Consider the following 25851-nt stretch of genomic DNA (forward strand, 5'->3'; position numbering starts at 1 on the left):
GAAATATTTTTTAGACCATCATTGAAAAATAGATAATATTTATGCCTGAATCCAAACCCGTGAATATTACTCTCCCTCCTTTACGGATTACTCTGACAGATGAGCAACAGGTTACTCTGGAATGGCTGACGCAAAATTTGGCAAATTTGGCAGCGGAAACTAAAAAAGAAATTCCCGATAATTTAAGGCGATGGATGGCAATTAAGAAGTTGCTGAAAGAGCCAGATGATGCCATTATTCAAATGCTGGTTAAAATGGGTATCGATCCCAATTTGGCAACAGAAGAAGTCAGAGTAATTGCTGCTCATCCTTACTTCCAACTCTGTACCAATTTTGTGCAGTTATTGCAGAAAATGGAATCCCAGTTACAAATTCAGACTCAACTAGCCGCGCTTTCTTCTAAGTTTGGCACAATTGAACGCAAAAGCAATCTTTCCAGAGCCGAGTTTTTAGAGAATTACTACGCTACAAATACTCCAGTTATTCTCACAAATGCTATGAGTAATTGGCCGGCGATGCGGCTGTGGACTCCGAATTATCTGGGACATAAGTATGGTCATGCAACAGTTGAAATTCAGGCTAACCGCCAGTCTGACCCGGAATATGAAATTAATTTAGAAAAACATAAGCAAACAGTTTTGTTTGGCAAATATGTCGATATGGTTGTCAGTAGCGGTGAAAGTAATGATTATTACATGGTTGCTAATAACCAAAATCTAGAGCGGGAAGAATTTAAAACTTTGTTTAATGATATCGAAATCTTCCCTGAATATTTGAACCCCGCAGATACAAGCGGGAGAGTATTTTTCTGGTTCGGCCCTGCGGGTACGATTACGCCGCTACACCATGACCCAGTTAATTTAATTTTGGCTCAGGTTTTAGGACGCAAGCGGGTGAGGATGATTTCACCGGAGCAAACGCCTTTGATGTACAATCATGTAGGGGTATTTAGCAAGGTAGATGGTGAAAATCCTGACTTGGAAAAATATCCGCTCTACAGAAATGTTAAAATTTTAGAGTTCATTTTGGAACCGGGAGAAGCGATTTTTATTCCTGTTGGTTGGTGGCATCATGTTAAGTCGTTAGATATCAGTATTTCAGTTTCGTTTACTAACTTTGTATTTCCCAATTATTATGAGTGGAAATATCCTCAAGTTCAGTGGTAATTGTTAGTGGTAAAGGGGCTAGGGGCTAGGGGCTAGGGGCTAGGGGCTAGGGAAAGAGGAAGAGAGGGGGAAGATAGGGAGGATGGGGGAGATGGGTAATTAGCCATTAGCCATTAGCCATTAGCCATTACCAATTACCAATTACCAATTACCAATTACCAATTACCAATTACCAATTACCAATTACCAATTACCAAAATATGATATTATTAATTTTGCGTTTACCTACTTAAGACAGGACTTTTTGTAATGAAAACATTAGAAGAACTTAGCACGATCGCACGTTCGGTCGGCTGGGGTGCAGCAGATATATTACAATCATATTATCGGGGCGGTTCGAGGGCTGAAAACCTTAATATTCAAGAAAAAAGTGATGGGCCAGTTACCGCCGCAGATATTGCTGTTAATGCCTATATCTTGGAGCAATTGCAAACCGTTTTAGATGATCGAGAATTTGGTTATCTCAGCGAAGAAACTTACAAATTCCATTTAGCAGAACACGGTCAAGCTCCTTTACCCCAGCGTTGGGTTTGGATTATTGACCCTCTTGATGGTACTCGCGATTTTATTGACCGCACGGGCGAATATGCAGTACATATTGCTTTAGTTTACGACGGTAGACCAGTCTTAGCAGTTGTAGCTTGGCCGGAAGCTCAAAAACTTTATTCAGCTATTAAGGGCGGCGGTGCTTTTGTCGAAAATCGAGACGGTTTGCCCGTACAATTGTACGTATCTGGACGGAGTGCGATCGCAGATTTATCTCTGGTAGTCAGCCGCACTCACCGCGATGAACGCTTTGATAAATTATTACAACAATTGCCAATTCAAAATCAGCTTGCAGTCGGTAGTATTGGCTGCAAAATTGCGACTATTATCGAGCAGCGAGCTGATGTTTACGTTGCCCTTTCTGGTAAATCTGCTCCCAAAGATTGGGACTTAGCCGCCCCAGAATTAATTCTCACAGAAGCAGGCGGTCAATTGACCCATTTTGATGGCACTGCTTTGCATTATAATCAGGGGGATATCAATCAATGGGGAGGGCTGTTAGCTACTAACAGTCTCTGTCACGGGGAGCTTTGCCATCAAGCGCAAAAACTTTTAGCAGAGATAGATAGTGACTAACTATAGCTAGCTAGGGGCTAGAGCGAGGCTAGGATGCTGAGGAAAGAAAGAATTGGAATCAAGGGCTTTGCTGTGGATTTCGACAAGTTCACCTTCTGCTGGGCCGAAGGTTTTAGGAATTTACCATGTCCTAGCCCTCTTTGCAGTTGCTATACCATAGTGCGATTAAGCTTACTGTGATTTCGGTCACAGGAAATACTTAAAGTTGTCACGGGGCTAGACCTAGTAAAATCACTGAGAAGACTTCGGGTAGAACCGATAATCAGAATAGTTAGAAAGTTATTGTTGACTTGGAGTTGCTAGCAAATCTAGATATGAAAAACTTAACTGAAACCTTTGTAAATAATTCTTTGAACAGCGCAACCCCTACAGATGCAGCTATCCCAGATCCAGGGGAATGGGTGGAAGAGCATCATTTCCTAGCCAGTTTTGTTCATACCCTCACGCATTTGAAGCACGCATTTCCTGATAGTATCTTCCACGAAGATGAAGAGGACTCTGCCGAGGGGCAATTATTGATTGACGGCAATACTAGAGATTTACTGAAAGCTAACTATACTGACGATCGCTGGCAGTATTTGGAAAATTACTTATTGGCGTGGGAAGCTTAGAATTTATCTCAGGCGTTTTGCCATGAAGATATCTGGTTTTCCAAGTCCGTTGGCATCAGGCATTACTCCGACGATCGCGAAACCCACTTTTTGATAAAACTCGTAAGGATGGCACCGCAAATTTCTAATTTTAGCGATGTGCTCCCCAATATTCGGATAAAGATTGACATTGGAAAGGGTGGTCTGATTTTCTTCATCATCCGTACCTACCCAGAGAGTAATTGCGCCGCGTTTTCTCACCTCCGCCTCTAAGTCATTAACTAGCGATCGCCCAATTCCTTGTCTGCGAAACCCCGCTTTCACTACTAGCGGGTGCAGTTCCCAAACATTCCCATCATATTGCTCGATCGCGCCAATCCAGCCTAAAACCGTACCGCGATCGTCAACCGCCACGCGACTGATGCGATCTACTCCTAAAGATGCTTGCACTTCTTGCAAAGCAACATCTAGATGCGGCCAAGCATTCGGCCAGAGTTCTGTTAACCATTGTGCCAACTGTTGAATAATCTCTTTGTCCGCAGCAGTCAAATTGTTAATTTTTATATCCATTAATCCCAAATTAGATGCGATCGCCCCTTCCCTGCGGCTCCTTGACCCTTAAACTTATACAACTGAGTAAGCGATCGCCCTAACCTCCTTAAGCAGAAAGGCATCTCCTACTCTTGTCCCCTCAAAGCTCATACACCCGATTGGTCTAGCTTACCCCAAGGTTTAAGATTGTAAGGAACCAAGCAACCTCTCACAACTCAAAACTTTAAAAGCTTTCGTACCAAAGGTAACACTTTTTGCTAAACTGATAAGCTGAGAAATAATATGCACAAGGATGGCTAGGGATGTCAGCAGCCGCACAAGTTACCGACTCTACCTTTAAGCAGGAAGTGCTTGAGAGCGAAGTTCCAGTTTTAGTGGACTTCTGGGCTCCCTGGTGTGGCCCCTGCCGTATGGTCGCACCTGTCGTAGATGAAATTGCCCAGCAGTATGACGGGCAGGTGAAGGTAGTTAAAGTTAATACAGACGAGAACCCCAACGTCGCCAGCCAATACGGTATCCGCAGCATTCCGACGCTGATGATATTCAAAGCCGGTCAACGGGTTGATATGGTGGTGGGTGCAGTCCCTAAGACTACACTCTCCAACACTTTAGAAAAGTACCTTTAACTCTAAGTGCGGTCTAGTCCCCGACTGTCGCCGACGGCATATTGGGGACAAATCGCACCGTAGAGTCGGAATTGGCGGCAGTCCTAGTCTGTACTGAGATGAAACTGATTTTGCATAAATTCCACTTCAAGCGCGGCAAATCAGTCGAGCTTAAACTTTTTATGTTTGCTTAGCGCCTCAAAATTTTGGCTTAAAGGCGCATTTTCAATAAATAGTTACAGCTCTGCTCGTTGGGAAAATTTTAATGAGTTCCTCATCCTCTGGCCAAGCAATTGAGTCCCTCCAGGCCGAGGTGACTGATTTGATTAATCAGCTACCAAATTTAAAGCACGAAGTGTGGATTGCGGGATCGCTCTCAACGATCGCACGGATGGCGGGGGAAGAACTCGATCGCCTCGACTGGAAAATCATCGCTGCTTCTCTGCTAGATATGGAGAGAGCGTTTAAGCTTTTTTACCCCTACCGCCACATTCGCAAAATAGCGATCTTCGGCTCTGCGAGAGTGTCGGCAGATAGTCCAGAATACGCGATGGCGAGGGATTTTGCCAGTGCGATCGCCAAACAGGGGTTTATGGTGGTGACAGGGGGCGGCGGTGGCATTATGCAGGCGGGGAATGAAGGTGCGGGTGCAGAACATTCTTTTGGGTTGAATATTCAATTACCTTTCGAGCAAGGTTCTAACCCCTTTATCGCAGGCGATCGCAAATTACTTACATTTAAATATTTCTTCACTCGCAAGTTATTTTTCCTACGGGAAAGTGATGCTTTGGCTTTATTCCCCGGTGGTTTTGGCACTCTGGACGAAACTTTTGAGTGTTTGACTTTGATTCAGACGGGCAAATTTGGCCCTGCACCAGTGGTATTGATCGATCGCCCCGGCGGGGACTATTGGCATGATTGGAATGCTTTTATTTGCAAGCAAATGATGGGTCGCGGTTTAATTAGTAAGCACGATCCCAGTGTTTACACGATTACGGATAGTTTGGATGTGGCTTGTGATGCGATCGCCAGTTTCTACCGAGTTTATCACTCCAGCCGCTACGTGGAAGATCGGCTTGTCATCCGTCTCAAGTCTGAGTTATCCGATGAGGATGTCGAACAGTTAAATGCTGATTTCAGTGACATTTTAGTTAAGGGGAAAATTGAAAAAAGCAAAGCTTTACTTCCAGAACTAGGTGATGAAACTGCCGATTTGCCGCGCTTGGTTTTGTATTTTAATCAGCGAGATTTGGGAAGACTTTATCAGTTGATTGCTTTTATTAATCAATTGGGTGCAGACTCTCCGGCGGCGGCTCATCCAGAAGAAAAGTAGGACAGGATATATTGTTTGAGCGCAGGTTGCATTGTAAAAACTGTTTCCGATTCACAGCTTATTTTGTCAATCGTTCCCCGTCTCTCTAAGGATTGTATTGCCTTCAATAAGTCAGCTTGGTTTCCTTGATATTTTGCGATTAATTGGGTACGCGAGATAGGTTCAGTTTCATTCGCAAGGAGAGCGATCGCCTGTTTTTCGATTTCAGATAATCTTTGATAATGCTGTTGCAAAATCAGTGTCAATTCGTCACTTAAAAATACTGGTTGACAACTTAAATATTGAGCTACTTTTCCGTCAAATAAGTTATTAATGGTTTGAGCGACTAATTTTAACCAGAGAGGATTACCTTGATAAAGGTTAATCAATTCTGGCCATTTTTCTTCATCTAATAAGCCTTTTTCTCTCAGGATTTCTGTTGCGGCTTCACCTAAACCAGTTAATTGTAATAAACATACTGCTGAACGATCGTCAGTGAATGTGAGAATATCTAAAGGGGGTTCCCAACTATTGAGGATTAAGCAACTATGATGGGGGAAGTCGCCAATCATTTTAAATAAGGTTCCGTAGTTTTCATATCCAGGTTTATAATAGCCTGCAAGTTGTCCGCTATTAAGGATGTATTGCACGTCATCTAAGATGATGAGACAGCGATGAGTGTGTAAAGATTCTATTAGTATTTCTAGTTGGGTATCAATATTTTCAGGTAAAACCCCAACTTCGCCTTGGTAAGAGGCGAAGGGAGGGTTTTGATTTGAGAGAAATTGAATCAGGTTTTTGAGGGTGGTTTCGAGGGGTGGGGAAGTGCGGAGACTGCGCCAGATGATGCGATCGAAGTGGGTTTGAATTTGGGGGATGAGGTGACGCGCGATCGCGCTTTTTCCCGTGCCACTCATGCCTGTGATGGTGAGGAGGCGACAGTTTTGGTGTGCGATCGCATTTTCCAGGGTGGTGAGTTGGGAGGTGCAGTTGTAGAAGGTTTTGATATCTGGTGCGTCTCTTAAGTCGAGTTTTTGTTGGGTATTATTTTCATTTGAGGTTTGTGTTGGGGGTGAGTTTTGGGAATTTTTGGGAGGGTAGGATGTTTCTGTGCAGACATTCATGCTACCAATTGATACATCTTTCCAAAAAGAAGAAATATTATTAGAAAAATCCATCCTATCTAATGTAGCTTTAAAATTCGATTTATTAACATCTTCATCTAACGTTGCTGAGAATAGCTGCCATATTTCTGATGCGACTTTTTTAACATGGTTCTCAGTACAGTTACAAGTTTCCGCTATCTCCCCGTATTTTTGACTAGACCAAACGCCAGTTAGTATTGTTTCCTGCAAACTGCTTAAGTGTTTGCCCGTTTTGGTAAACACTAACTCGTCTGCCCACTTCAAAACTTCTTGAACGTCCATAGGTTGGGGGAATGTGGAAATTTTGATGATTATCCCACTTTTTCCCACTTTTTGCAACCTTAAGTTACTAAATTCTGCTTTTTCCCACTTTGTACAAGGATTAATTTTATATTTTCTTTATGTAAATCCTACTTTTTACTACTGACAAAACCCTATAAAGGCTCAAAAATAAGTTATACCTACTTTCTTATTACTCAAAAATAATGAGCAAAAATTTGACTATTTTCAGTTGGATTATTTTGCATTACCTCGCTGGCACAGTAGTATTATCTAACTTAACTACTGGCTGTACTGCAATAACACAGACTCAAGCACTTTCCACAAGTAAAGCGCAAAAAATGGTTAACAAATGGAAAAATTCGGGATCTATCCAAGTAATGGGAGTTAGGGAAGATTCAAACAGTAGTGCTGTGGCAACATTGCAAGTCTCAAATTTAAACCTGCGAGTTAATGATCATCTTTCTAACAAAGAACAGTCAGTCAACTACTCTGGGCCAGGAAAAGCAAAATTCTCTCGCTATACAGATGGGACTTGGGTACTAACAGACCTAGAGTTTAATAAAGGAGATGGCGATCTGCAAAATGCTTTTGTTATTAACAACTTAAATATAAAAGATGATTGAATGAAATGATAATTAAGGTAGTTCTTTGGTCAATGATTAATTATTCTCAGGAATCACCTTGATATCTTTCAATCTATCGAAAATAACAAATATTTTCAATACTTATAGTTATGGAGAAAAGGTTTTATTTATATTTTTAGGAAGCAGGGGGAGTTCGCTCTCATTTCAGCTAGCCAGAAACCCTTTATTAATTATAGTCCCAGTATTGAATAGCGTAAATACTCGCGTCTCTACCCGATCCTCTATAACCGATTTGTTGATAACTTACCGTATAATTAGTAACACCCCGCAGATCAATAGAAAAAGCAGTGACAGATCCTCGCAAAATATTCACTGTTTTAGATAAGTTACCCTCGATATAGATTTGTACTTTCACACTCTCAATCTCAGAAGTATCAGGAATAGCTAAACTAACATTGACAATACTTACGTTTTCTAACAGTTTACAAGTTACTTCGAATGGATTACTCAAATCAAGTCTGACATCAGGATTATAAACTTTTCTGCCAACAACAATAGAACCATTAAACCTCCCCCAATCATAACCACTGATTTTCACACAGTCTTGTCGAACTTGTCTTGCCTCTACTGGGGCAAAGGAGAGAAAAGAAGAACTAAAAATAATCCCTGCTGCTAAGATTTTTTTCCACATAGTGAAGACTATCTAAATAAGCAAAATAGTTGTCAATTTTAACTTGTACAGAACTTACACCCTACAGCGAAGTGTCCAAGGTTTAAGGATAGTCTTTAACCTTGCTCTGCTTTAGCTTTTTGTCTGGGACGTAACTGCTAATATAGATGCTAATGTAACCTCCCAGAAAGAGCAAGGCGGGAAAAGTCGGATAATGGCGGGACTTTTATTAACATACTTTACAAAAGTCGGATAATGGCGGATAATGGCGGATGTCTCCCACACCATCAAAATCCTAAACCCCAAATATGGACGTGCAAGAGGTGCTTAAATATATCGACGAACTAATCATGGCAAAAACTGGAAAGCAGCTTGATACCCTGCAATTGGCGCTCCTTAAAGGTGTACTTAATGGACAAAAATATAAGGACATAGCTGAAGAATATAATTGCACTCCTGGTCATGCTAAAGATGAAGCCTACGAACTCTGGCGGATTCTCTCTAAAACTTTGGGTGAAGATGTAAATAGAGCTAATGTGCGTGCTATAATTGAAAGGATTGTCATAAAAAATTCTCAAAATTTACAATTTCCTAATTCTTTTAATATCAATTTTTGTTCTAATTCTACGCCTATTTCTAAGACTTACACACCAGAGGAGCTGGAATTGGTTGGCGGTGATAATACAAAAAATTCTCCGACCAAAAATCAGGAAGATATCATAAAAAATACCAGACGAAAAGCTAAATTAGAAACTGTCCCCCACTTGGCACAAATGGGATTAACCGCATCACAAATCGCACAAGCGTTAGATTTACCATTAGCAGAAGTGCAGGAGTTGATGTCTTAAGTTGTGGCAATTCATCATCTTAATAACACTTCATCGACCAGCCTTTTACCATCAGCAACAACTAAATTAATATCCTAAATCTTGACTACGAAAAAGCGATCGCCGTTCCTTTAGTGAAAAGCGATCGCCCTTTCAATATCTCTAAAGATTCCTCAAAAAATCTTCAACAGAAATCCCTGCCTGATTTAGAATACTTTTGAGGGTTCCAAGTGCCAAAGTTTTGCGCTGCATTGGTATTACACAACCAACCTCGATCGCGCCTTGAGGATTATCTTCATCATCTATCGGTAATCGTTTCTTCAAAATAGCATGACTGCCTCGCTGCCTTACTTTAATAAAGCCTAAGCCTTCCAAAGCGCGGATGGCTTCTGCACTACTAACTCGTGGTAATTTAGGCACTCAATACCTCAAATGTAGTTAGCAGACGGGGGGAAGTTTTAGGTAGAGGGAATTCTTCTAAATAAAGTTCGGTTGCTTCTTTGAGATTGGCGATCGCCTCTTCTATCGTATCTCCTTGGCTAGCCGTTCCCACTTCAGGACACTCGGCTACATAAACATCCTCTTCCCAATAAACAATTGCCGTGAAAGTATAAGACATTTTTTTGCCAAATTCTTTTTACTCAATATAGCATATCCAGTATCGATCGCACTTCTATCTCTACCCCAGCGTCAATACTCCCGTCCCAAAATTAACAGCCAAAGGTAGTAGTTTCAACCACTGCAAATCTGGGGATATCGTAAATTCAGGAAATAACCTACCTCGACGGCCAGGGCGACTTGTTGTTTGAGTCATAGCTATAATTTCCTATTCAACTAATTAATTTGCTTCTGATTGTTCTCTGATCTAGGATAGCACTGTAAGAGCCAGAGTGGAAGTATCGCTTATTTAGCCAAAAAATCTTTCATAATCATCGTGACTGCCAATCCAAAACCACGTTACAGTTCCAGCTTCTAAAACCCCAAGCGCCCTATAACTCCGTGTAATTCTAACTGACCATATATCTTCCTCCGTGTTGATACACTTGAAGTGTAAAGACGGGTGAAATGGATTTTGTAGCCATAACCCATAGACTTTCTTAGCTTGTTGTTTAATAGTAGTATCAAGCAAATAGTATTTTTCCCAAAAGGTCGGCAAAGTCATTGATTTCATAATTGCTCGATATCTAATGGCTGTGCTTTTCCTTCAGAAATTTCCTGTTTAGCCCTTTGTGCAGCCATAATCAGCGATTGTTGTGTATTCTGAAAAGATAAATCCCACTGCTCTTCATCCTTTAAGTCTTCAATATATTCTTGCAGGTGTTCAACGACTCGATTTTGCAAATTTTCTGGCAAAGATTCCATAATTTTTGTCAAGGTAGCGATCGCACTTGATGACATAAGTTTTCCTCCTTTTTTTCAAGTATCCTCCTCTCTAGGATACCACTGTCAGAGCCAAAGCGATCGGCAAAAATGATTAAATATACTTGATAGTCGGCTCTAATGATTTGACCAAGTGGTTCAGACAATAATTCGCAAAAGACTGATTGTGTAATAGCTAGATAGAGCTTTCTCTCAGGCTCAGTTCTAGCGAGTACAGAACGGTAAACTAAGTATCGCTCTTTCGCTACTTGCATTCTCAACCCTTAAAATGCTATACTACCAAAGATATAATTAAAAGTAGCTTATGGCTCAAATCTCTATCTCCCTACCCGATGACCTACTCGCATACCTCGACCAAAAAGTTGAGAATCGCAGCGTCCTAATAGAATCTATCTTAAAACAATGGCAGCAGCAGCAAGAAGAGCAAGCCTTAGCAGATGCTTGCAGATTAGTTGACGAACTTAATTTAGGTTGGGATAGTGAATGGCAAACGCAAGCAATTACCGACTGGGAAGCATCTGGATAGTTAAATTTGAACCGTCAGTAGGAACAGAAATCCGCAAAACGCGACCAGGTTTAATCATTTCTGGCACAATTTTTAACGAACAGCGAACCAAAATAACTGTTTTGCCTTTTACCTCTGCTCGCTCTAATGACCCTCGAATTTCGCCAGCACTCGTATTTGTGCCATCCTCCCCACAAAATGGTTTAAATACAGATAGTTTGCTAGTCTGTGTTGACCCTATGACTTTTGATAAATCAAGAATGGTGCAACAAGTTGGTGAACTGGAAACAGAATTACTAAATCAAGCTCAAGATATTTTACGCCGATATCTTTTATTGTAGACTGGTAAACAACGATATCGACCAATATTGTAGTGAATTTTGATCGAGATCGAGAATTTTATCTTAGCATGACAGCAGCAAGAATAGGGAGCCTTAGCAGATGCTTGCAGATTAGTGGACAAACTTAATTATTGATTTTATTCCCTCTTCCCCTAGCCTCTAGTCCCTAGCTATAAAACTTGGTTTTACAGAAATTCTCATCTTGGAGGTTTTACCATGTTTCCTTATGAAAAATTTACCATTAATACTTCCCTACATCCTGAGATAGTCCGTCAAAAATTACTAGCAGTTGTAGAACCTAGAAAAGCAATTCGATGGAACATCAATAATTATGGAAAACCTTATGAGGGTGAAGTTGGCGACCATTCTTTTGAAATTAATCGCATCATCAATTATCGGAACTCTTTTTTACCTATAATTAAAGGAAGAATTTACCCTGAAGGCATGGGTAGCAAAATTGATATTAAGATGGCAATGCACCCTTTTGTCATAGTGTTTATGTCAATTTGGTTAGGGATAGTGGGAAATATATGGATATTGGCTGCGATCGCCACGATCGCCGAAGGAAAGTTTGACTCATCTATACTTGTCCTATCGGGGATGTTGCTGTTTGGTTTGTTATTGCCGTTACTTGGCTTTAAACCGGAAGCAAATGACTCTAAGAAATTTCTGATTGATTTACTATACATCTCCAGAAATTAGATATGAAGTAACCCGCAAATCATTTTTCCTACAAGGTAATGGGGTGGAATAAATCGATGAATTAACATTAAGAATTACGCAAAAGTATCCGTAACGCCGACATCCTGGGGGTTAAAGAAACTTCAGGATGCCGGCGTTACGTAAAGTCTGCATAAGTCCTATTAGAATTTAAGAAAGAACTCCCACAGGGCATTCTACTTTTGTGCCACCTAAACCGCAATAACCGCCGGGATTTTTGGCTAAGTATTGCTGATGGTAGCCTTCTGCATAGTAGAACTCAGGAGCGTCTAAAATCTCAGTTGTAATCTCGCCGTAACCCGCTCCTGAAATGGCTTTTTGATAAGCATCCCGTGTAGCTTCAGCCTGTTTTCTTTGACTGTCTGAATAGACATAAATTCCTGAACGATACTGTGTTCCAGTGTCATTTCCTTGACGCATTCCTTGGGTGGGATTGTGACTTTCCCAAAACACTTTCAAGAGTGTTTCGTAACTAATAACTTTCGGGTCAAACACCACTAGGACTACTTCGTTGTGGCCAGTTTTTCCCGAACAAACTTCTTGATATGTGGGGTTAGGTGTTATCCCTGCGGCGTAGCCAACTGCGGTTGTAAAAACTCCTTCTAGTTGCCAGAATTTGCGTTCGGCTCCCCAAAAACAACCCAGACCAAATATTGCCATTTCCATACCTTCTGGAAAAGGAGGTTTGAGGGGATTGCCGTTGACGAAGTGACTAGAGGGTACAGGCATGGATTCTGCTCGTCCTGGCAATGCTTCTTCTTTTGTAGGCAGGGTTAGCTTTTTGCCCAATCCGAATATGGCCATAAGTTCTAATTTTGTTTGAGTGACAGCTTTACGTTCCTTAATAATAGCACTTATGATTTGAAGTTGCTAGAAACGATCTAAGCTGTTAGGCATCTAAACTGAATTTTTAGATGCTAAAATCAAGTGCATTAAACCATTGATTAAGCGATCGCGCTCCATGGGGATAATCTCTGCACCGTGCAGGATCTCTTGGGTCATCAGATAATATACTACTGACCCAATAAAAATTCGCGCCGTTGCTTCTGGATCGGGTAGATTCAGCTCTGGGTGAGAACTTAAGTAATAAGTTAGTCGCTGTATGCCAATTTTGGCGAAGTTGCTAATAAACATTTGTGCTAATTCGGGAAAACGCCCCGATTCGCCCACGACTAATCTAATAAATATCAGAAACTCGGCATCGCATTTCTTGTGTTCGATCAAAGTCAGGGCTAATTGCCGCAGAGCTTGCTCTGGGTTCTCTGACTCTAGTTGAATATACAGAATTTTTTCTTCCGCCAACCGCTGCATCAAGGCACTAAATAACCCTTCTTTATCCTTAAAGTGGCTGTAAACCGTCGCTTTGGACACTCCCGCCGCCGTCGCTACCCGATCCATGCTCGTTGAGGCGTACCCGTGAGTCAGGAACTCCTGCATCGCTCCCAACAGGATTTTTTCGGCTTTGTCAACGGTGGTGGCGGGGTCTAGTTCGTTCAGTTTTGCTCGTTTCATAGTGGTTATCTAAAAGTTTGGTTTGGGGGTTGACATCATTATACTAGACAGTTTAGTATAAGTTTAACACAAAACTAAACCGTATAGTTCTTCACTGAGGTGTGTTATGGTACACCGCGCCACCGCCGAAAGTTTCTTCTCAAATCCGTCTCTCACCCGCCAACTCCTAACCCTAGCCGCAGTCACAACTGTAGTTGCTGCTGGTGGAACTGCTTACGTGCTGCGATCGCACTCCCCCCAGGAAGTCGCGATCGCCACCGTCCCCCAAATCACCACCGTCACCGCCTTGGGAAGACTCGAACCCCAAGGGGAAGCGATCGCGCTTTCCGCCTCTAGTTCCGCTGAAGGCAATCGCATCGACAAACTGCTAGTAAAAGAAGGAGATTGGGTAAAAACAGGACAAACGATCGCCATCCTTGATAGTCGCGATCGCCTGTTGGCCGCCTTAGAGCAAGCACAACAACAAGTCCGAGTCAGCCAAGCCAAACTCGCCACAGTCAAAGCGGGGGCAAAAAGCGGAGAAATCCAAGCTCAAGAAGCCGCGATCGCCCGTTTACAAGCCGAACGCCGCACGGATATTGAAGCCGCCGAAGCCGTACTCAACCGCTTAGAAGCCGAACGACGCACGGATATTGAAGGACAAAAAGCTGCGATCGCTCGTATTCAAGCTGAAAAAGAAGGTGAAATCGCAGGTCAAGAAGCCGCGATCGCCCGACTCAAAGCCGAACTCGAAAACGCCAAAACCGAAGCCCAGCGCTACGAACAACTCAACCAAGAAGGAGCCATTTCTACTCAACAACGAGACAGCAAACAGCTAACTCTGGAAACCGCGCAACAGAAACTCAACGAAGCCCGAACCAACCTCACCCGCATACATTCCTCCCGCCAACAACAACTCAACGAAGCCGAGGCCAAACTCAGCCAAATTTACCAATCACGGGCCTCCCAAATCGACGAAGCCAAAGCCAAACTCAACCAATCCCAAACAGCACAACGCGCCCAGATTATAGAAGCTGAAGCTAACCTAGATCGCATCTCCGAAATCCGGCCCACCGACATCCAAACCGCAGAAGCCGAAGTCAGCGCTGCGATCGCCACCGCCAAGCAAGCCCAAGCCAACCTCGATCTCGCCTACATCCGCGCCCCCAAAGACGCGCAAGTGCTCAAAATTTACACCTATCCAGGGGAAAAAGTCGGTAATGATGGCATCGTCCAACTCGGACAAACTCACAATATGTACGCCGTAGCTGAAGTCTACGAAAGCGATATTGAAGGAGTAAAAATTGGGCAAAAAGCCAAAATTACTAGCACTTCTTTAAGCGGCGAATTACAGGGAAACGTAGAACAAATTGGGCTACAAGTTCTCAAACAAAATGTAATTAATGCCGATCCTTCCGCCAACATTGACGGTCGCATTATTGAAGTGAAAATCCGGTTAAATGAAACCTCCAGCCAGAAAGTTGCAGGATTAACAAATTTGCAAGTTAAGGTGGTAATTGAAAAATGATTGGATTAATTAAACACCTCCAAGAACTTCAACGCCGCACTCCTTTAGGATGGCTACAACTCAGTCACGACAAAGGGAGAATGTTAGTAGCCACTGCCGGAATAGCCTTTGCCGACATCCTGATGTTTATGCAGTTTGGCTTTCAAAATGCCCTTTATAGCAGTAATACCCGCCTGCACCAAGTCCTCGATGCTGACATAGTTTTAATCAGTCCCCAAGCTCAAAACCTGATCAATTTATCAGATTTTCCGAGGCGGCGTTTATATCAAGCCATGAACGTGCCCGGAGTGGAATCAGCAGATGTTTTTTATGCCAAAGTAGCCCGCTGGAAAAACCCTCAAACCCGCGAAAAAAGTTCTATATTAGTAATTGGTTTTAACCCTGAGCGTCCAGCCTTTGACTTGCCAGAATTAAAACAGAATACGGCAGATATTAAACTCCCGGATACAGTTTTATTCGATCGAGGTTCTAGGGGGGAATACAAACAGGCGATCGCTCAAATTGAACAGGGAAAAACCGTCACAACAGAAATCGACCGACGCACAATTACGATTAGTGGCTTATTCAATGTTGGCGCATCTTTTGCGGCTGACGGTAGCATAATGACCAGCGATCAAAACTTTCTGCGGTTATTTCCTAAGCAAGAAGCTAGTAGCATTAATGCAGGTTTAATTTATTTGAAAGCTGGTGCCGATCCCGTGCAGGTACAAACAGCCTTAAAAGCTTACCTACCAAATGATGTTAAAGTATTGACAAAAACAGAGTTTATTGAATTTGAAAAAGAATATTGGTTTACCAATACAGCCATTGGTTTTGTCTTTAATATAGGCGTAGCAATGGGTTTCATGGTAGGTGTGATTATTGTCTATCAAGTGCTTTCTACGGATGTCAGCGATCACTTGGCTGAATATGCGACTTTTAAAGCAATGGGATACCGTAGTATGTATTTACTGAGTATCGTCTTTGAAGAGGCATTAATTCTTTCTATTCTGGGATTTTTGCCGGGAGTTGGAATTTCTGTAGGGCTTTATTCCTTAACCAGAAAAGCCACAAATTTACCCATGTATATGACATTAATCAGAGCTTTCATGGTATTAAGTTTAACGCTGATTATGTGCCTAATTTCCGGTACGATCGCTACTCGGAAATTGCAAGCAGCAGATCCTGCTGATATATTTTAGCTAATTGCTAATTGCTAATATCAAGTTCGTTTGATTGTAACTTGCATAATATCAAGTTTTGTAGGGGCGGGTTCGCCTAAATATTTGATACCTACCGACAAACTGGATAAACCCGCCCCGGCCATGCTTATCGGTTGCTACCGGACTTGATATACTTGCTAAAATTATCTCTGATATTAAGTCGGGTAACAGGAAACTTGGGTGCGGGGCGAGTTTATAAAATTTGTCGCTATTGCAATATCTGGGCGAACCCGCCCCTACAAAATTTGACAGAATACAAGCCTGGATCGAGCCGTTCACTAACTGAATTAATCGCTATGAAATCCATAGAAATAGACTACAAAACAGATAAAAGTTCAACTGTAAACTTTCCATCTCAACCTGTAATTGACATTCAACATCTCAACCACTATTTCGGTGAAGGACAACTAAAAAAGCAAGTATTATATGATATCAACCTCGAAATTAATGCTGGAGAAATTGTCATTATGACAGGGCCATCTGGCTCAGGCAAAACAACCCTCTTAACGTTAATAGGAGGATTGCGATCCGCACAGATAGGAAGCATCAAAATTATTGGTAAAGAACTCTGCGGTGCTAGTGAAGAAAAATTAGTCCAGGCGCGACGCAAAACAGGCTATATTTTCCAAGCACATAATTTGCACCGGAGTTTGACAGCGCTACAAAACGTACAAATGGGATTAGAATTACATCGAAAGATATCTAAAGCAGAAATGCGCGATCGCGCCGCAAAAATGTTAGAGTTAGTAGGATTAGAACAACGCATCAATTATTATCCCGATGACTTATCTGGCGGTCAAAAACAACGGGTAGCGATCGCGCGTGCTCTCGTTAGTCAGCCGCAAATAGTCTTAGCAGATGAACCTACCGCCGCACTAGATAGCAAATCCGGCCGAGAAGTGGTAAATTTAATGCAAAAGCTTGCTAAAGAACAAAGTTGTACGATTCTGTTAGTCACCCACGATAATCGAATTTTAGACATTGCCGATCGCATCGTTGATATGGAAGATGGGAAATTAACGTCAGAGAATTAAGTTCAGACTTCGATCGCGCCTGTAGTGCAACACACTCTTTTTGCTGAGTCTGAATTTTCTGCGCGATCGCCAGCCCAAAAGTCCCTTGTTTCGTGGCGATTACACTCCATCGAACTCACGTTTATCAACCTTCTAATTCCTTCTAATTTTGATTCAGCTTAACTTAAAGAATTTCTACCGCAAGAAATAGATCGAACTCTATCTCATGAGGGATATCAATATAAAAAAAAGTAAATGTAGCAACTGTTTAATGACTTATCTGGCTCAAAAGGTACATGACTTTCATCCTATTAATGATTAAGGTTTGGGTGAAATGACAAATTTAGGAGAACAGTAATGAAACTTCGTTATTGGTACACCTCGACGTTAGGCGTAACACTGCTCACTTTAGGACTTGCGGCGGGCGCAATTGCACCTTATCTTGTTACCACTTCGACTCCGGCACTAGCGACTTCACCTGCAAATACGAGCTTTCCTGATACACAAAATTATTGGACACAGCCCTTCATTCATAATTTGGCAGAACGCGATATTGATTATCACAGGCTATCCTGACAATACCTTCCGCCCTGAACAACTCGCAGACCAACCAGCGGCTCAATATGTGGTGGGTCGTTAGTCTTATTGAGAGAGAGCTTTTATGCAAAGGGTTGAAAAACAATCACTAGAGTCGAAACTCGAAAAAATCGGCAATGTTTTGCGCGTAACTGGGTGGATTGGACTTTCTGCTCAAATTGGCTTTGGCGCAATTGCTTTATTGATGGTTGTGTTCGCGATCGCGGGTCGAAATTTCAGTCAGGTGACTGCACTTCCATCGGGCGTAACTCCCGGTATTGGCGTGAATCTCAACCGAGGTGTCACTCCAGGCATTGGAATTGGAATCTTTTGGGCAGTCTGTGGCATTCTGGCGCTGCTGGTGGGGATTTACTTTGCTTTTCGTCAAACACGATTTGCCAAACGTTTGCGCCATGCAGACACCATGAAACATCCGCCAAAATCGGAGGTCATGAAAGTCCTACGTTTAAGCGCGATCGTCGGCCTAGTGGGAATGCTGCTAACGATCTTAGGTGGAGGCGCAACGTTAGGGGTACTGTTCTCCAAAGCGATCGCTCAGCCCCAAGGTGTTGCTATTTACAACCCAACTCGCGTGATTCGTTCGCTCGATATCATCGTGGCAATGGCAAACATGAGCGGCATTGCTGCCCACTTTGTGGGTACTGTTGCTTCTCTGAGCGTGTTTGAATGGCTGCATCGTTAATTCACTAATAAGCTCAGCTTCAATGAGCTAATAGCTTGATGCTTGAGAACTGGAAAAACGCTTCTGTTAGAGGATGAAAAGCCAATGCGACAGCTTCTTATGCAAGTGCCACAGGGATGTGGAAAAACAGTTTTAGAGATTGCGAAAGCTTGTGACGGTACTAACCTGGCAAAAATTGAAGCGACGGGAGTTCAGCAACCGTTGGACTTGGTATTTGTTCATATTTCCAATGGCAAGCTGGAAAAGCTGCTTGAGAAACTGCAAGATATACCGGATTTAAGCTTCACGCTGCTGCCAACTGGGATTATGGCACTCCATCCACCTGCTGATGGTGCTGCTACTCAGGTGACAAATGTTGAAGAGCGTAGTCCGATCGAAATCTTTCTTTCAGGTCTGCAAAGTACCGGATCTTGGAAAGGATTTATCAGCTATGCAGCGATCGCCGGAGTCATCGTATGGATTGGCTTGTATACCAGTACCAGTTACCTCTTGGTAGCCGCGATGTTGCTAGCTCCGTTTGCCGGCCCCGCGATGAACACAGCTCTGGCAACCGCAAGGGGCGATCGCCAACTGCTTCGGCGCAGCGTTGTCCGGTATTTTGCCGCTTTAGGCGTGACGATCGCTACTACTGCTTTACTCAGTTGGATACTCCAGCAGCAGATTCCATCCAATTTGACGATCGACAGCAGCCAAATTTCCACAGTTTCAGTTTTGATTCCGCTGACAGCGGGAGCAGCGGGAGCGTTGACCTTAATCCAGTCCGATCGCAGCAGTTTGGTATCGGGAGCCGCTACTGGAATGCTGGTTGCGGCATCGCTGGCTCCACCCGCAGGCATTGTCGGCATGGCAGGGGCGATCGGGCGTTGGGATTTAGTCACCAATGGGCTCTTTTTACTACTGCTGCAACTGGGTGGTATCAATTTCTCTGCTGCACTGGTGTTTCGTCTGTTTGGAGGGCTATCCACTCAGGGAGCGCGTTATCAGCGTGGGCAACGGGGCGTATTTCCAATCTCAGTGGGGATAAGTGCGATCGTGCTGGTCGGCTTGCTGATTTGGCAATTTTCTAGCCCGCCCAACTTAGAACGCTCTAGTCGCGCTCAGCGGGCAAATGCTGAATTGCAGCAGGTCGTGCAGCAAAATGATTCCGCTCAACTGGTTGAGTCCAACGTGCGTTTTACCAGAGCTAATATTCAGGGGCAAAATACCTTGCTGTGTGTGGTGTATGTTCAGCGTCAGCCAGAGGCGACTCAATCGACTGAACAAATCCGCACCGATTTGACTCAAGCTATTCAAGCTCACCTGTTAGCACAAGGGTTTAATGCGATGCCCCTGGTCAACGTAATTGTGCTGGAAAAACCTGCTGTTAAAACATGACATTCAATTATCGTGATGAACCCCTTGGAGCGATCCGAAAAGCAAGCAATAGAATACGAGCAACAGCAAATCTTGCAGCAGCTTGAAGATTGGCTGGAACTGCCAATGCTCGTCTTGAGTTTTGCTTGGCTTGGTCTATTTGTAGTGGAATTGATTTGGGGACTGACTCATCTTTTAGATGCAATTGGCATCGTCATTTGGGGCGTGTTTATTCTGGAATTTATTCTTAGACTATCGCTTGCGCCCCGCAAGGCTGCTTATCTTAAAACAAATTGGATTACAGCCATTGCACTGCTTTTACCCGCCTTGCGCGTGTTGCGGTTTATGCAGGTGTTGCGGATTTTACAAACTACGCGAGCAGTTCGAGGCTTACGGCTGTTGCGGGTGATGACTCGCACCAATCACAGTATGCGATCGCTTGCAGGCAACTTTGCGCGGCGTGGTTTTGGCTACGTGATGATGACGACAGCAATCATCACGCTAGTTGGGGCTGCGGGAATGTATGCGTTTGAGCAAGATGCTCCAGATTTGCCCGGATTTGATAGCTACAGCACTGCGCTTTGGTGGACAGCCATGCTGATGACCACAATGGGATCGGACTACTTTCCCAAAACGGCAGAAGGTCGCATCCTCTGTTTTCTGCTGGCGCTGTATGCGTTTGCTGTATTTGGCTATGTAACAGCAACGTTAGCCACATTCTTTATCGGACAAGATGCTGACGATGACGAAGCAGAAATTATCGGAGCAAAATCGATCGATGCCCTGCGAGACGAAATTACAGCCTTGCGAACCGAGATTCAGAGCTTAAGACAGGAGAATTCACAACTTTAGAGAGAAGTTAGTTCTCATGATTTCCTTATATGGTGTTGACATTAGACTTGTCGATTAATAACAAGAAAAATGGCTGAAAAACCTGCTACGCATAGGTTGCAGCGATTTTAGCCCCAAGGCTGAAATGCCTACTAGATAAGGATTTCAAGGGTTTTGCGTCTGATTTCCAGACAACTCTATTAATTGTCTTTACTACTTTTTTCAGTTATGAACAATCAAAATAGCCACTATTCGGCTAATCAAACAGAAGATCGCTCGTCAACTCCTAACAATCAACAAGTGCCACAACCACCGCAGGGGTGGAATCAGTTGAAGTGGTTGGGTCCTAGTTTTATTTGGATGCTGTCTGCTGCGGGTTCTGGTGAACTGTTATTTACACCCCGAATTGCCGCCCTCTATGGATATGAATTGTTATGGGCATTGTTAGCAGCGGTGATTTTGAAGTGGTTTATCAACCGGGAAGTTGGACGGTTCACAGTCTGCACTGGAGCCACGATTTTGGAGGGCTTTCAACACTTGCCTGGACCGAAAAATTGGGCAGTTTGGTTAATTCTGCTTCCTCAATTTGTAGTCGCCATTTCTACGGTTGCAGGTATGGCAGGTGCAGCAGCAACCGCGTTGATTCTGGTTACAAGCGGAACGGTTCAACTTTGGACGGTAATCATCATCTTGGTGACAGCCGCGATCGTGTTCTTAGGACAGTACAACATTGTTGAACAAGTTTCATCCTATGTCGGCATTGGTCGTACACTTGCTGTCGTCATCGCTGCAATTTTTGTCTTTCCCAGCATTAGGGACTTAGCATCGGGTTTAGTGCCTCAAGTTCCTCAAGATGTCCAGTATCAAGAAGTGTTGCCCTGGTTAGGCTTCATGTTGGCAGGCGCAGCCGGAATGATGTGGTATTCCTACTGGGTGGATGCACGCGGCTACGGTGCGACTGCCTTGAAGCAAGAGCAACCGCTGGAGGTGAAGCAACTCAATGCTGACCAACAGCAGCGATTGCAGGGATGGATTAGTCTCATGACTCTCTCGAATACTTTAGCTGTTGTGGGAGCGCTGCTGGCGGCGCTGGCGTTTCTCATTCTAGGTGGCGAACTGTTGCGCCCAGAAGGACTGGTTCCGCAGGAAAGTCAGGTGGCTGAAACGCTCGGTCGATTGCTGGGCGATCTGTGGGGATCGTTTGGCTTCTGGTTTATGATTGCGATCGTCTTTATTACCTTTTGTAGCACTACGCTCTCAGTGCAGGACGGCTTTGGGCGGATGTTTGCTGATGGCACTCAAATTTTGCTGCAAGGCTTTGGCGTGCGCGGACGCTGGACAAACGAGCAGTTTCTCCGCAAGTTCTACCTGGTTACTTTGTTAGCTGCGTTGCCAGTTGCCGTTTACCTACTCTTTGGCGAACCTGTTAGCTTATTGCAAACCGCAGGCGGAATTGAAGCAGCACATATTCCGGTCGTCACCGGATTAACACTTTATTTGAATCACCGAATGTTGCCTGAAAAATTACGTCCATCCAAATTTATTTTCGCTGGAACAGTAATTGCAGGTTTATTTTTTGCGGGGTTTGCTGGAATTTATTTGCTGCAATTAACAAGCGTTATAGGAGGCGCTAATGGAGCTTGATGTAGTCAGAAGCCACTTGCATTAGTTTTGCTGATTTTCTAGTTACTGAGGAGGAATTTATCTATGGCTAAGCCTGCTGTCGCTCAATCCACAAGTTCAATTTCAACTAAATCAGTTTGTAATCGAATTGCGATCGTCTTTGACTTTGATGATACGCTTGCCCCTGATACCTTTGACGAATTAATTGAGAGTTTAGGATTGAACGTTGACCAATTTCGTCAGCAGCAGTATGAACCCCTAAAGGCCGCAGGTTGGGATCACGTTGCAGCAAGGTTCTATTGCTTAATTCAAGAATCTAAACGCCGTAAAGACATTGAGGACAAAATTACAAAAGATTCTTTAATGCAATTTGGGCAGCAGCTACAGCCGTTTGCGGGCGTTACTGAAATGTTCGATCGCCTCCGTCAGCACGTTCATCATCTCAATTCAAAAATAAATCTAGAGTTTTATGTCATCACCGGTGGATTTGCTGAAGTCGTTCGCAACACCTCGATCTCGCCCTATTTTGAGCAGATTTGGGGATGCGAATTTCACTATAGCGAAATGGGCGAAATTGAATTTCTCAAACGCAGCATCAGCCACACCGAAAAGACACGCTACTTGATGCAAATTGCTAGCGGTAAAGAGGAAGTAGAGGCAGACGGACGCTCGTTTGCCTACCGCGATGTCCCAAAATCAGAACTGTATGTCCCGCTGTCTCAAATCATCTACGTTGGCGATGGAGTATCAGATGTGCCCTGTTTTTCGATCGTCAATGATGAAGGCGGCATTGCGATTGGTGTTTACAAAAATGCTCAGGAATGGAATCGCCGAATTCAAATTAGTGAAAGTCAGCGGGTTGCGAATCTGGCGCTGGCAGACTATCGCGAGGATTCGGAATTGATGCGATCGCTCACGCTGGCAGTTGAAAGCCTCTGCAAACAAATCGCCCTGCGTCAATTAAGTGTAGGAGAGTAAGTGTAGGAGATGACGCAACCCGATCGGGAATTGAGTTTAATTTACTGCCTTTGATAATCGTGGCGATCGCAGTTAGTTTCATCAGCTATGCACTTCAACGTAGGTAAAACTGAAAAAATACGGGTAATTTAGGATGCACAAACATTGGTACAAAAATACAATTGTTTACTCGCTCGATGTCGAAACCTTTATGGATGCTAATGGTGACGGCATTGGTGATTTTCAAGGATTAACGCAGCGTTTAGATCACCTGTCAGGATTAGGAATTACCTGTCTCTGGCTGTTACCGTTTTACCCATCCCCCAATCGAGACAATGGCTACGATGTCATGGATTACTACAACGTCGATCCCCGGTTGGGAACGTTAGGCGATTTTGTTGAATTCATACATCAGGCGCGAGAGTGTGGTATCCACGTTATTATCGATCTGGTCATAAATCACACTTCAATTGAGCATCCCTGGTTTCAGAAAGCCAGAAGCGATCGCCACTCGCGCTACCGTGACTATTACGTTTGGTCTGAGCAGCCGCAGGAAAATCTGAGCCTGATTGCGTTTCCAACGGTAGAAGATAGCCTCTGGGAATATGATGACCAGGCAAACGCCTATTATCTCCATCATTTCTTCAAAGAACAGCCCGATCTTAATATTACTAACCCTGCCGTTCGAGAAGAAATTTGCAAAATTATTGGCTTTTGGCTGGAGCTAGGGGTATCTGGGTTTCGCATTGATGCGGCTCCGTATGTTGTTGAAGAGTTTGGTCTGGATCAAATCAGTAAGCAAGACTTGCATCTCTTTCTGGAAGAACTGCGATCGTTCCTCACCTCACGTCGCGGCGATGCAATTTTTCTAGCAGAAGCAAACGTGGAGCCAGACAAAATTTCTATTTATTTTGATGACGGCGATCGAATGCAAATGCTATTCAATTTTTTGCTGAATCAGTATTTGTTTCTCGCCCTTGCTCGTCAACAAGCAGCACCATTGCGGCAGGGCTTGCAAAGCTTGCCTCAGATTCCGCAATCTTGTCAGTGGTTAAACTTCGTTCGCCATCACGATGAACTGACACTCGATCGCCTTAGCGACTCAGAACGACAAGAAATTTTCAGCGCCTTTGCTCCCCAGGAAAATATGCAGATTTTTGGGCGGGGTATTCGTCGTCGTCTGCCGCCGATGATGCAGGCTGATACCCGCCGAATTCAACTCACCTACAGCCTGATGTTTAGCCTACCCGGTACGCCACTGCTGCGTTATGGCGACGAAATTGGGATGGGTGATGATTTGTCTTTAGAAGGACGCACCAGTGTCCGAACCCCGATGCAGTGGTCGGACGAGCCCAATGGGGGCTTTTCTAGTGCTGAACCAGAAGCGTTAACTCGACCGATGATTGCCGAGGGTAACTATCGCTACCAGCGGGTTAACGTTGCTGCCGAGCAGCGTAACCCCACATCTTTAGTTAACTGGATGGAGCGAATTATTCGCATTCGCAAGCAGTGTCCTGAATTGGGTGAGGGAACTTTGAGCTTCATCGATGTTGACGATCCCGGTGTATTGGCTCATTGCTGTGAGTGGCAAACCAAAGCCGTTCTTGCGGTTCACAATTTGACCGACCAAGATTGTACTGTCCGGCTCAAATCCCACCCAGATCAGCACTTAACTGACCTGTTTGGCGATCGTCAATATGAATCTTTGGGCGATGCCAACACAATTTTTCTTTCTGCTTACGGCTACCGTTGGTTTCGCATCAGTTCAACGCATTAATGCAATGACAAATCCAGAATGGAGACAGTAATATGGTGCAAATTGGCTATCACGCTTCTCACGAACAGTTCAAGCCGAGTGCTTTGCTCAAGGCTGTGCAGATGGCAGAGCAGGCAGGGTTTACGCTAGTACTTTCTTCCGATCACTTTCACCCCTGGAGCGAAGCACAGGGACAAAGTGGCTTTGCCTGGTCGTGGCTGGGTGCGGCAATGCAAGCAACGCCAACCCTTTCTTACCGGGTTGTCTGTGCGCCCGGACAGCGGTATCATCCCGCCATCATTGCCCAGGCTGGGGCAACGCTTGCAGAACTGTTTCCGGATCGCTTTTGGCTAACTGTTGGCAGCGGTCAGGCACTCAACGAACATATTACCGGAGACAAGTGGCTGTGTAAGCGCGATCGCAATGTTCGATTGAAAGAATGCGTGGACATCATCCGGGCGCTGTGGGCAGGTGAAACAGTGACTCATCAAGGACTCGTGTGTGTTGAAGAAGCTAAACTTTACACTCGTCCTGAGACAAAACCGCCGATCGTTGGCGCAGCAATTACGCCTCAAACAGCGGAGTGGTTGGGCAGTTGGGCAGATGGACTCATTACGATTTCTCGTCCACCAGAAAAGCTAAAAGCAGTTGTGGATGCCTTTCGGCGAGGCGGTGGTGAAGGCAAGCCCATGATTTTGAAAGTGCAGCTTTCCTATGACCAGGATCGAGAGAGCGCCTGTCGAAAAGCACATCAGCAGTGGCGCAATAACATTTTCAAAAATATTGTTATGACTGAATTGCAAACCCCCCAGCAGTTTGATGCAGCCGGAGAGTTTATTAAGCCAGACGAATTAAACGAGCACGTCCGCATCTCAGCCGACCTCCAACAGCACATTGAATGGCTGCAAAAAGACATCGAATTGGGTTTTGATGAGTTAATTCTGCACAACGTCAATTGCGAACAGAGACAGTTTATCGAAGTGTTTGGGGAGAAAGTTCTACCTATTCTGGCGCAAC

The 25851-nt window shown here is 44.0% G+C and carries 32 protein-coding genes; 21 read left to right on the forward strand and 11 right to left on the reverse strand.

What is annotated here, in order from left to right; genetic code table 11:
• Positions 1-41 precede the first annotated feature (41 nt).
• The 3 genes from OSCI_RS06155 to OSCI_RS06165 all read left to right on the forward strand — a co-directional run bounded on the left by OSCI_RS06155 (position 42) and on the right by OSCI_RS06165 (position 2899).
• Positions 42-1166: a cupin-like domain-containing protein gene (locus tag OSCI_RS06155; protein WP_007354015.1), complete on the forward strand. Its 1125-nt coding sequence runs from the start codon at positions 42-44 to the stop codon at positions 1164-1166.
• 249 nt (positions 1167-1415) lie between these two features.
• Positions 1416-2288, forward strand: coding sequence for a 3'(2'),5'-bisphosphate nucleotidase CysQ family protein (locus tag OSCI_RS06160; RefSeq protein WP_007354016.1), 873 nt, complete (start codon positions 1416-1418; stop codon positions 2286-2288).
• 314 nt (positions 2289-2602) lie between these two features.
• Positions 2603-2899 carry a hypothetical protein gene (locus OSCI_RS06165; RefSeq protein ID WP_007354017.1) on the forward strand — a complete coding sequence of 99 codons (297 nt, stop codon included), beginning with the start codon at positions 2603-2605 and terminating at the stop codon, positions 2897-2899.
• 3 nt (positions 2900-2902) lie between these two features.
• On the opposite strand, the gene OSCI_RS06170 is transcribed toward OSCI_RS06165, so the two are convergent.
• Positions 2903-3448, reverse strand: coding sequence for a GNAT family N-acetyltransferase (locus tag OSCI_RS06170; RefSeq protein ID WP_007354018.1), 546 nt, complete (start codon positions 3446-3448; stop codon positions 2903-2905).
• A gap of 284 nt (positions 3449-3732) precedes the next feature.
• Between OSCI_RS06170 and trxA the strand changes: the two genes are divergently transcribed.
• Together trxA and OSCI_RS06180 are read left to right on the forward strand one after the other, a co-directional pair.
• Positions 3733-4056, forward strand: coding sequence for a thioredoxin (gene trxA / locus OSCI_RS06175; RefSeq protein WP_007354019.1), 324 nt, complete (start codon positions 3733-3735; stop codon positions 4054-4056).
• Positions 4057-4300: 244 nt separating this feature from the next.
• The gene (locus OSCI_RS06180) at positions 4301-5368 is read left to right on the forward strand and encodes an LOG family protein (protein WP_007354021.1); all 1068 of its coding nucleotides are present in this window, start codon (positions 4301-4303) and stop codon (positions 5366-5368) included.
• Here the strand turns inward: OSCI_RS06180 and OSCI_RS06185 are convergent.
• Positions 5350-6774, reverse strand: coding sequence for an NB-ARC domain-containing protein (locus OSCI_RS06185; RefSeq protein WP_007354022.1), 1425 nt, complete (start codon positions 6772-6774; stop codon positions 5350-5352). The genes OSCI_RS06180 and OSCI_RS06185 overlap by 19 nt on opposite strands.
• A 203-nt stretch (positions 6775-6977) precedes the next feature.
• On the opposite strand from OSCI_RS06185, the gene OSCI_RS06190 reads away from it, so the two are divergent.
• A complete protein-coding gene (locus tag OSCI_RS06190) occupies positions 6978-7397 on the forward strand; it encodes a hypothetical protein (RefSeq protein WP_019487924.1) in 420 nt (139 codons plus the stop codon).
• Positions 7398-7584: 187 nt separating this feature from the next.
• On the opposite strand, the gene OSCI_RS06195 is transcribed toward OSCI_RS06190, so the two are convergent.
• On the reverse strand, positions 7585-8049 hold the full coding sequence (locus OSCI_RS06195) for a hypothetical protein (RefSeq protein WP_007354024.1): 465 nt from the start codon (positions 8047-8049) through the stop codon (positions 7585-7587).
• Between the two features lie 287 nt (positions 8050-8336).
• On the opposite strand from OSCI_RS06195, the gene OSCI_RS06200 reads away from it, so the two are divergent.
• A complete protein-coding gene (locus OSCI_RS06200; RefSeq protein WP_007354025.1) occupies positions 8337-8876 on the forward strand; it encodes a hypothetical protein in 540 nt (179 codons plus the stop codon).
• 141 nt (positions 8877-9017) lie between these two features.
• On the opposite strand, the gene OSCI_RS06205 is transcribed toward OSCI_RS06200, so the two are convergent.
• The 6 genes from OSCI_RS06205 to OSCI_RS06225 all read right to left on the reverse strand — a co-directional run bounded on the left by OSCI_RS06205 (position 9018) and on the right by OSCI_RS06225 (position 10489).
• Complete coding sequence (locus OSCI_RS06205; RefSeq protein ID WP_007354026.1) at positions 9018-9275, reverse strand: type II toxin-antitoxin system HicA family toxin; 258 nt, start codon at positions 9273-9275, stop codon at positions 9018-9020.
• Positions 9268-9474, reverse strand: a complete 207-nt coding sequence (locus OSCI_RS06210) for a type II toxin-antitoxin system HicB family antitoxin (protein WP_007354027.1) — start codon at positions 9472-9474, stop codon at positions 9268-9270. The genes OSCI_RS06205 and OSCI_RS06210 overlap by 8 nt, the downstream gene beginning before the upstream one ends.
• 60 nt (positions 9475-9534) lie before the next feature.
• The gene (locus OSCI_RS31870; RefSeq protein WP_007354028.1) at positions 9535-9669 is read right to left on the reverse strand and encodes a hypothetical protein; all 135 of its coding nucleotides are present in this window, start codon (positions 9667-9669) and stop codon (positions 9535-9537) included.
• Between the two features lie 93 nt (positions 9670-9762).
• Positions 9763-10017, reverse strand: a complete 255-nt coding sequence (locus OSCI_RS06215; protein WP_234708709.1) for a hypothetical protein — start codon at positions 10015-10017, stop codon at positions 9763-9765.
• A 5-nt stretch (positions 10018-10022) separates the two neighbouring features.
• The gene (locus OSCI_RS06220) at positions 10023-10253 is read right to left on the reverse strand and encodes a hypothetical protein (protein WP_007354030.1); all 231 of its coding nucleotides are present in this window, start codon (positions 10251-10253) and stop codon (positions 10023-10025) included.
• A complete protein-coding gene (locus tag OSCI_RS06225; protein ID WP_083811284.1) occupies positions 10226-10489 on the reverse strand; it encodes an element excision factor XisH family protein in 264 nt (87 codons plus the stop codon). Before OSCI_RS06225 ends, OSCI_RS06220 begins: the two co-directional genes overlap by 28 nt.
• A gap of 50 nt (positions 10490-10539) precedes the next feature.
• Here OSCI_RS06225 and OSCI_RS06230 point away from each other — a divergent pair, with 50 nt between their 5' ends.
• From OSCI_RS06230 to OSCI_RS06240, 3 genes are all read left to right on the forward strand, one after another.
• Complete coding sequence (locus OSCI_RS06230; protein WP_007354032.1) at positions 10540-10761, forward strand: hypothetical protein; 222 nt, start codon at positions 10540-10542, stop codon at positions 10759-10761.
• A complete protein-coding gene (locus OSCI_RS06235) occupies positions 10719-11081 on the forward strand; it encodes a type II toxin-antitoxin system PemK/MazF family toxin (protein ID WP_019487926.1) in 363 nt (120 codons plus the stop codon). Before OSCI_RS06230 ends, OSCI_RS06235 begins: the two co-directional genes overlap by 43 nt.
• 216 nt (positions 11082-11297) lie before the next feature.
• The gene (locus OSCI_RS06240; protein WP_007354034.1) at positions 11298-11783 is read left to right on the forward strand and encodes a hypothetical protein; all 486 of its coding nucleotides are present in this window, start codon (positions 11298-11300) and stop codon (positions 11781-11783) included.
• Between the two features lie 168 nt (positions 11784-11951).
• Here OSCI_RS06240 and msrA read toward each other — a convergent pair whose 3' ends face one another.
• Entirely contained in the window at positions 11952-12605 is a 654-nt protein-coding gene (gene msrA, locus OSCI_RS06245) for a peptide-methionine (S)-S-oxide reductase MsrA (protein WP_007354035.1), read from the reverse strand.
• A gap of 93 nt (positions 12606-12698) precedes the next feature.
• Complete coding sequence (locus OSCI_RS06250) at positions 12699-13313, reverse strand: TetR/AcrR family transcriptional regulator (protein WP_007354036.1); 615 nt, start codon at positions 13311-13313, stop codon at positions 12699-12701.
• A gap of 106 nt (positions 13314-13419) precedes the next feature.
• On the opposite strand from OSCI_RS06250, the gene OSCI_RS06255 reads away from it, so the two are divergent.
• The 11 genes from OSCI_RS06255 to OSCI_RS06305 form a co-directional block, all read left to right on the forward strand.
• A complete protein-coding gene (locus OSCI_RS06255) occupies positions 13420-14820 on the forward strand; it encodes a biotin/lipoyl-binding protein (RefSeq protein ID WP_007354037.1) in 1401 nt (466 codons plus the stop codon).
• Positions 14817-16001 carry an ABC transporter permease DevC gene (devC, locus tag OSCI_RS06260; RefSeq protein WP_007354038.1) on the forward strand — a complete coding sequence of 395 codons (1185 nt, stop codon included), beginning with the start codon at positions 14817-14819 and terminating at the stop codon, positions 15999-16001. The genes OSCI_RS06255 and devC overlap by 4 nt, the downstream gene beginning before the upstream one ends.
• Before the next feature lie 317 nt (positions 16002-16318).
• Positions 16319-17056, forward strand: a complete 738-nt coding sequence (locus OSCI_RS06265) for a DevA family ABC transporter ATP-binding protein (protein WP_007354039.1) — start codon at positions 16319-16321, stop codon at positions 17054-17056.
• 336 nt (positions 17057-17392) lie between these two features.
• On the forward strand, positions 17393-17611 hold the full coding sequence (locus OSCI_RS06270; protein WP_007354040.1) for a hypothetical protein: 219 nt from the start codon (positions 17393-17395) through the stop codon (positions 17609-17611).
• A gap of 85 nt (positions 17612-17696) precedes the next feature.
• Positions 17697-18314 carry a DUF3611 family protein gene (locus OSCI_RS06275; RefSeq protein ID WP_007354041.1) on the forward strand — a complete coding sequence of 206 codons (618 nt, stop codon included), beginning with the start codon at positions 17697-17699 and terminating at the stop codon, positions 18312-18314.
• Positions 18315-18398: 84 nt separating this feature from the next.
• Positions 18399-19688, forward strand: coding sequence for a DUF389 domain-containing protein (locus OSCI_RS06280; RefSeq protein ID WP_007354042.1), 1290 nt, complete (start codon positions 18399-18401; stop codon positions 19686-19688).
• A gap of 15 nt (positions 19689-19703) precedes the next feature.
• Positions 19704-20519, forward strand: a complete 816-nt coding sequence (locus OSCI_RS06285) for a potassium channel family protein (protein WP_007354043.1) — start codon at positions 19704-19706, stop codon at positions 20517-20519.
• Between the two features lie 207 nt (positions 20520-20726).
• Entirely contained in the window at positions 20727-22142 is a 1416-nt protein-coding gene (locus OSCI_RS06290) for an Nramp family divalent metal transporter (RefSeq protein WP_007354044.1), read from the forward strand.
• 63 nt (positions 22143-22205) lie between these two features.
• Positions 22206-23099: a haloacid dehalogenase-like hydrolase gene (locus OSCI_RS06295; RefSeq protein WP_007354045.1), complete on the forward strand. Its 894-nt coding sequence runs from the start codon at positions 22206-22208 to the stop codon at positions 23097-23099.
• 133 nt (positions 23100-23232) lie between these two features.
• Positions 23233-24855 carry an alpha-amylase family protein gene (locus OSCI_RS06300; RefSeq protein ID WP_007354046.1) on the forward strand — a complete coding sequence of 541 codons (1623 nt, stop codon included), beginning with the start codon at positions 23233-23235 and terminating at the stop codon, positions 24853-24855.
• Positions 24856-24887: 32 nt separating this feature from the next.
• A partial coding sequence (locus OSCI_RS06305) for a TIGR03885 family FMN-dependent LLM class oxidoreductase (RefSeq protein WP_039961807.1) occupies positions 24888-25851 on the forward strand: 964 nt, incomplete at its 3' end.

Source organism: Kamptonema sp. PCC 6506 (assembly GCF_000180455.1).
In the GTDB taxonomy this organism is placed as follows: domain Bacteria; phylum Cyanobacteriota; class Cyanobacteriia; order Cyanobacteriales; family Microcoleaceae; genus Kamptonema; species Kamptonema formosum.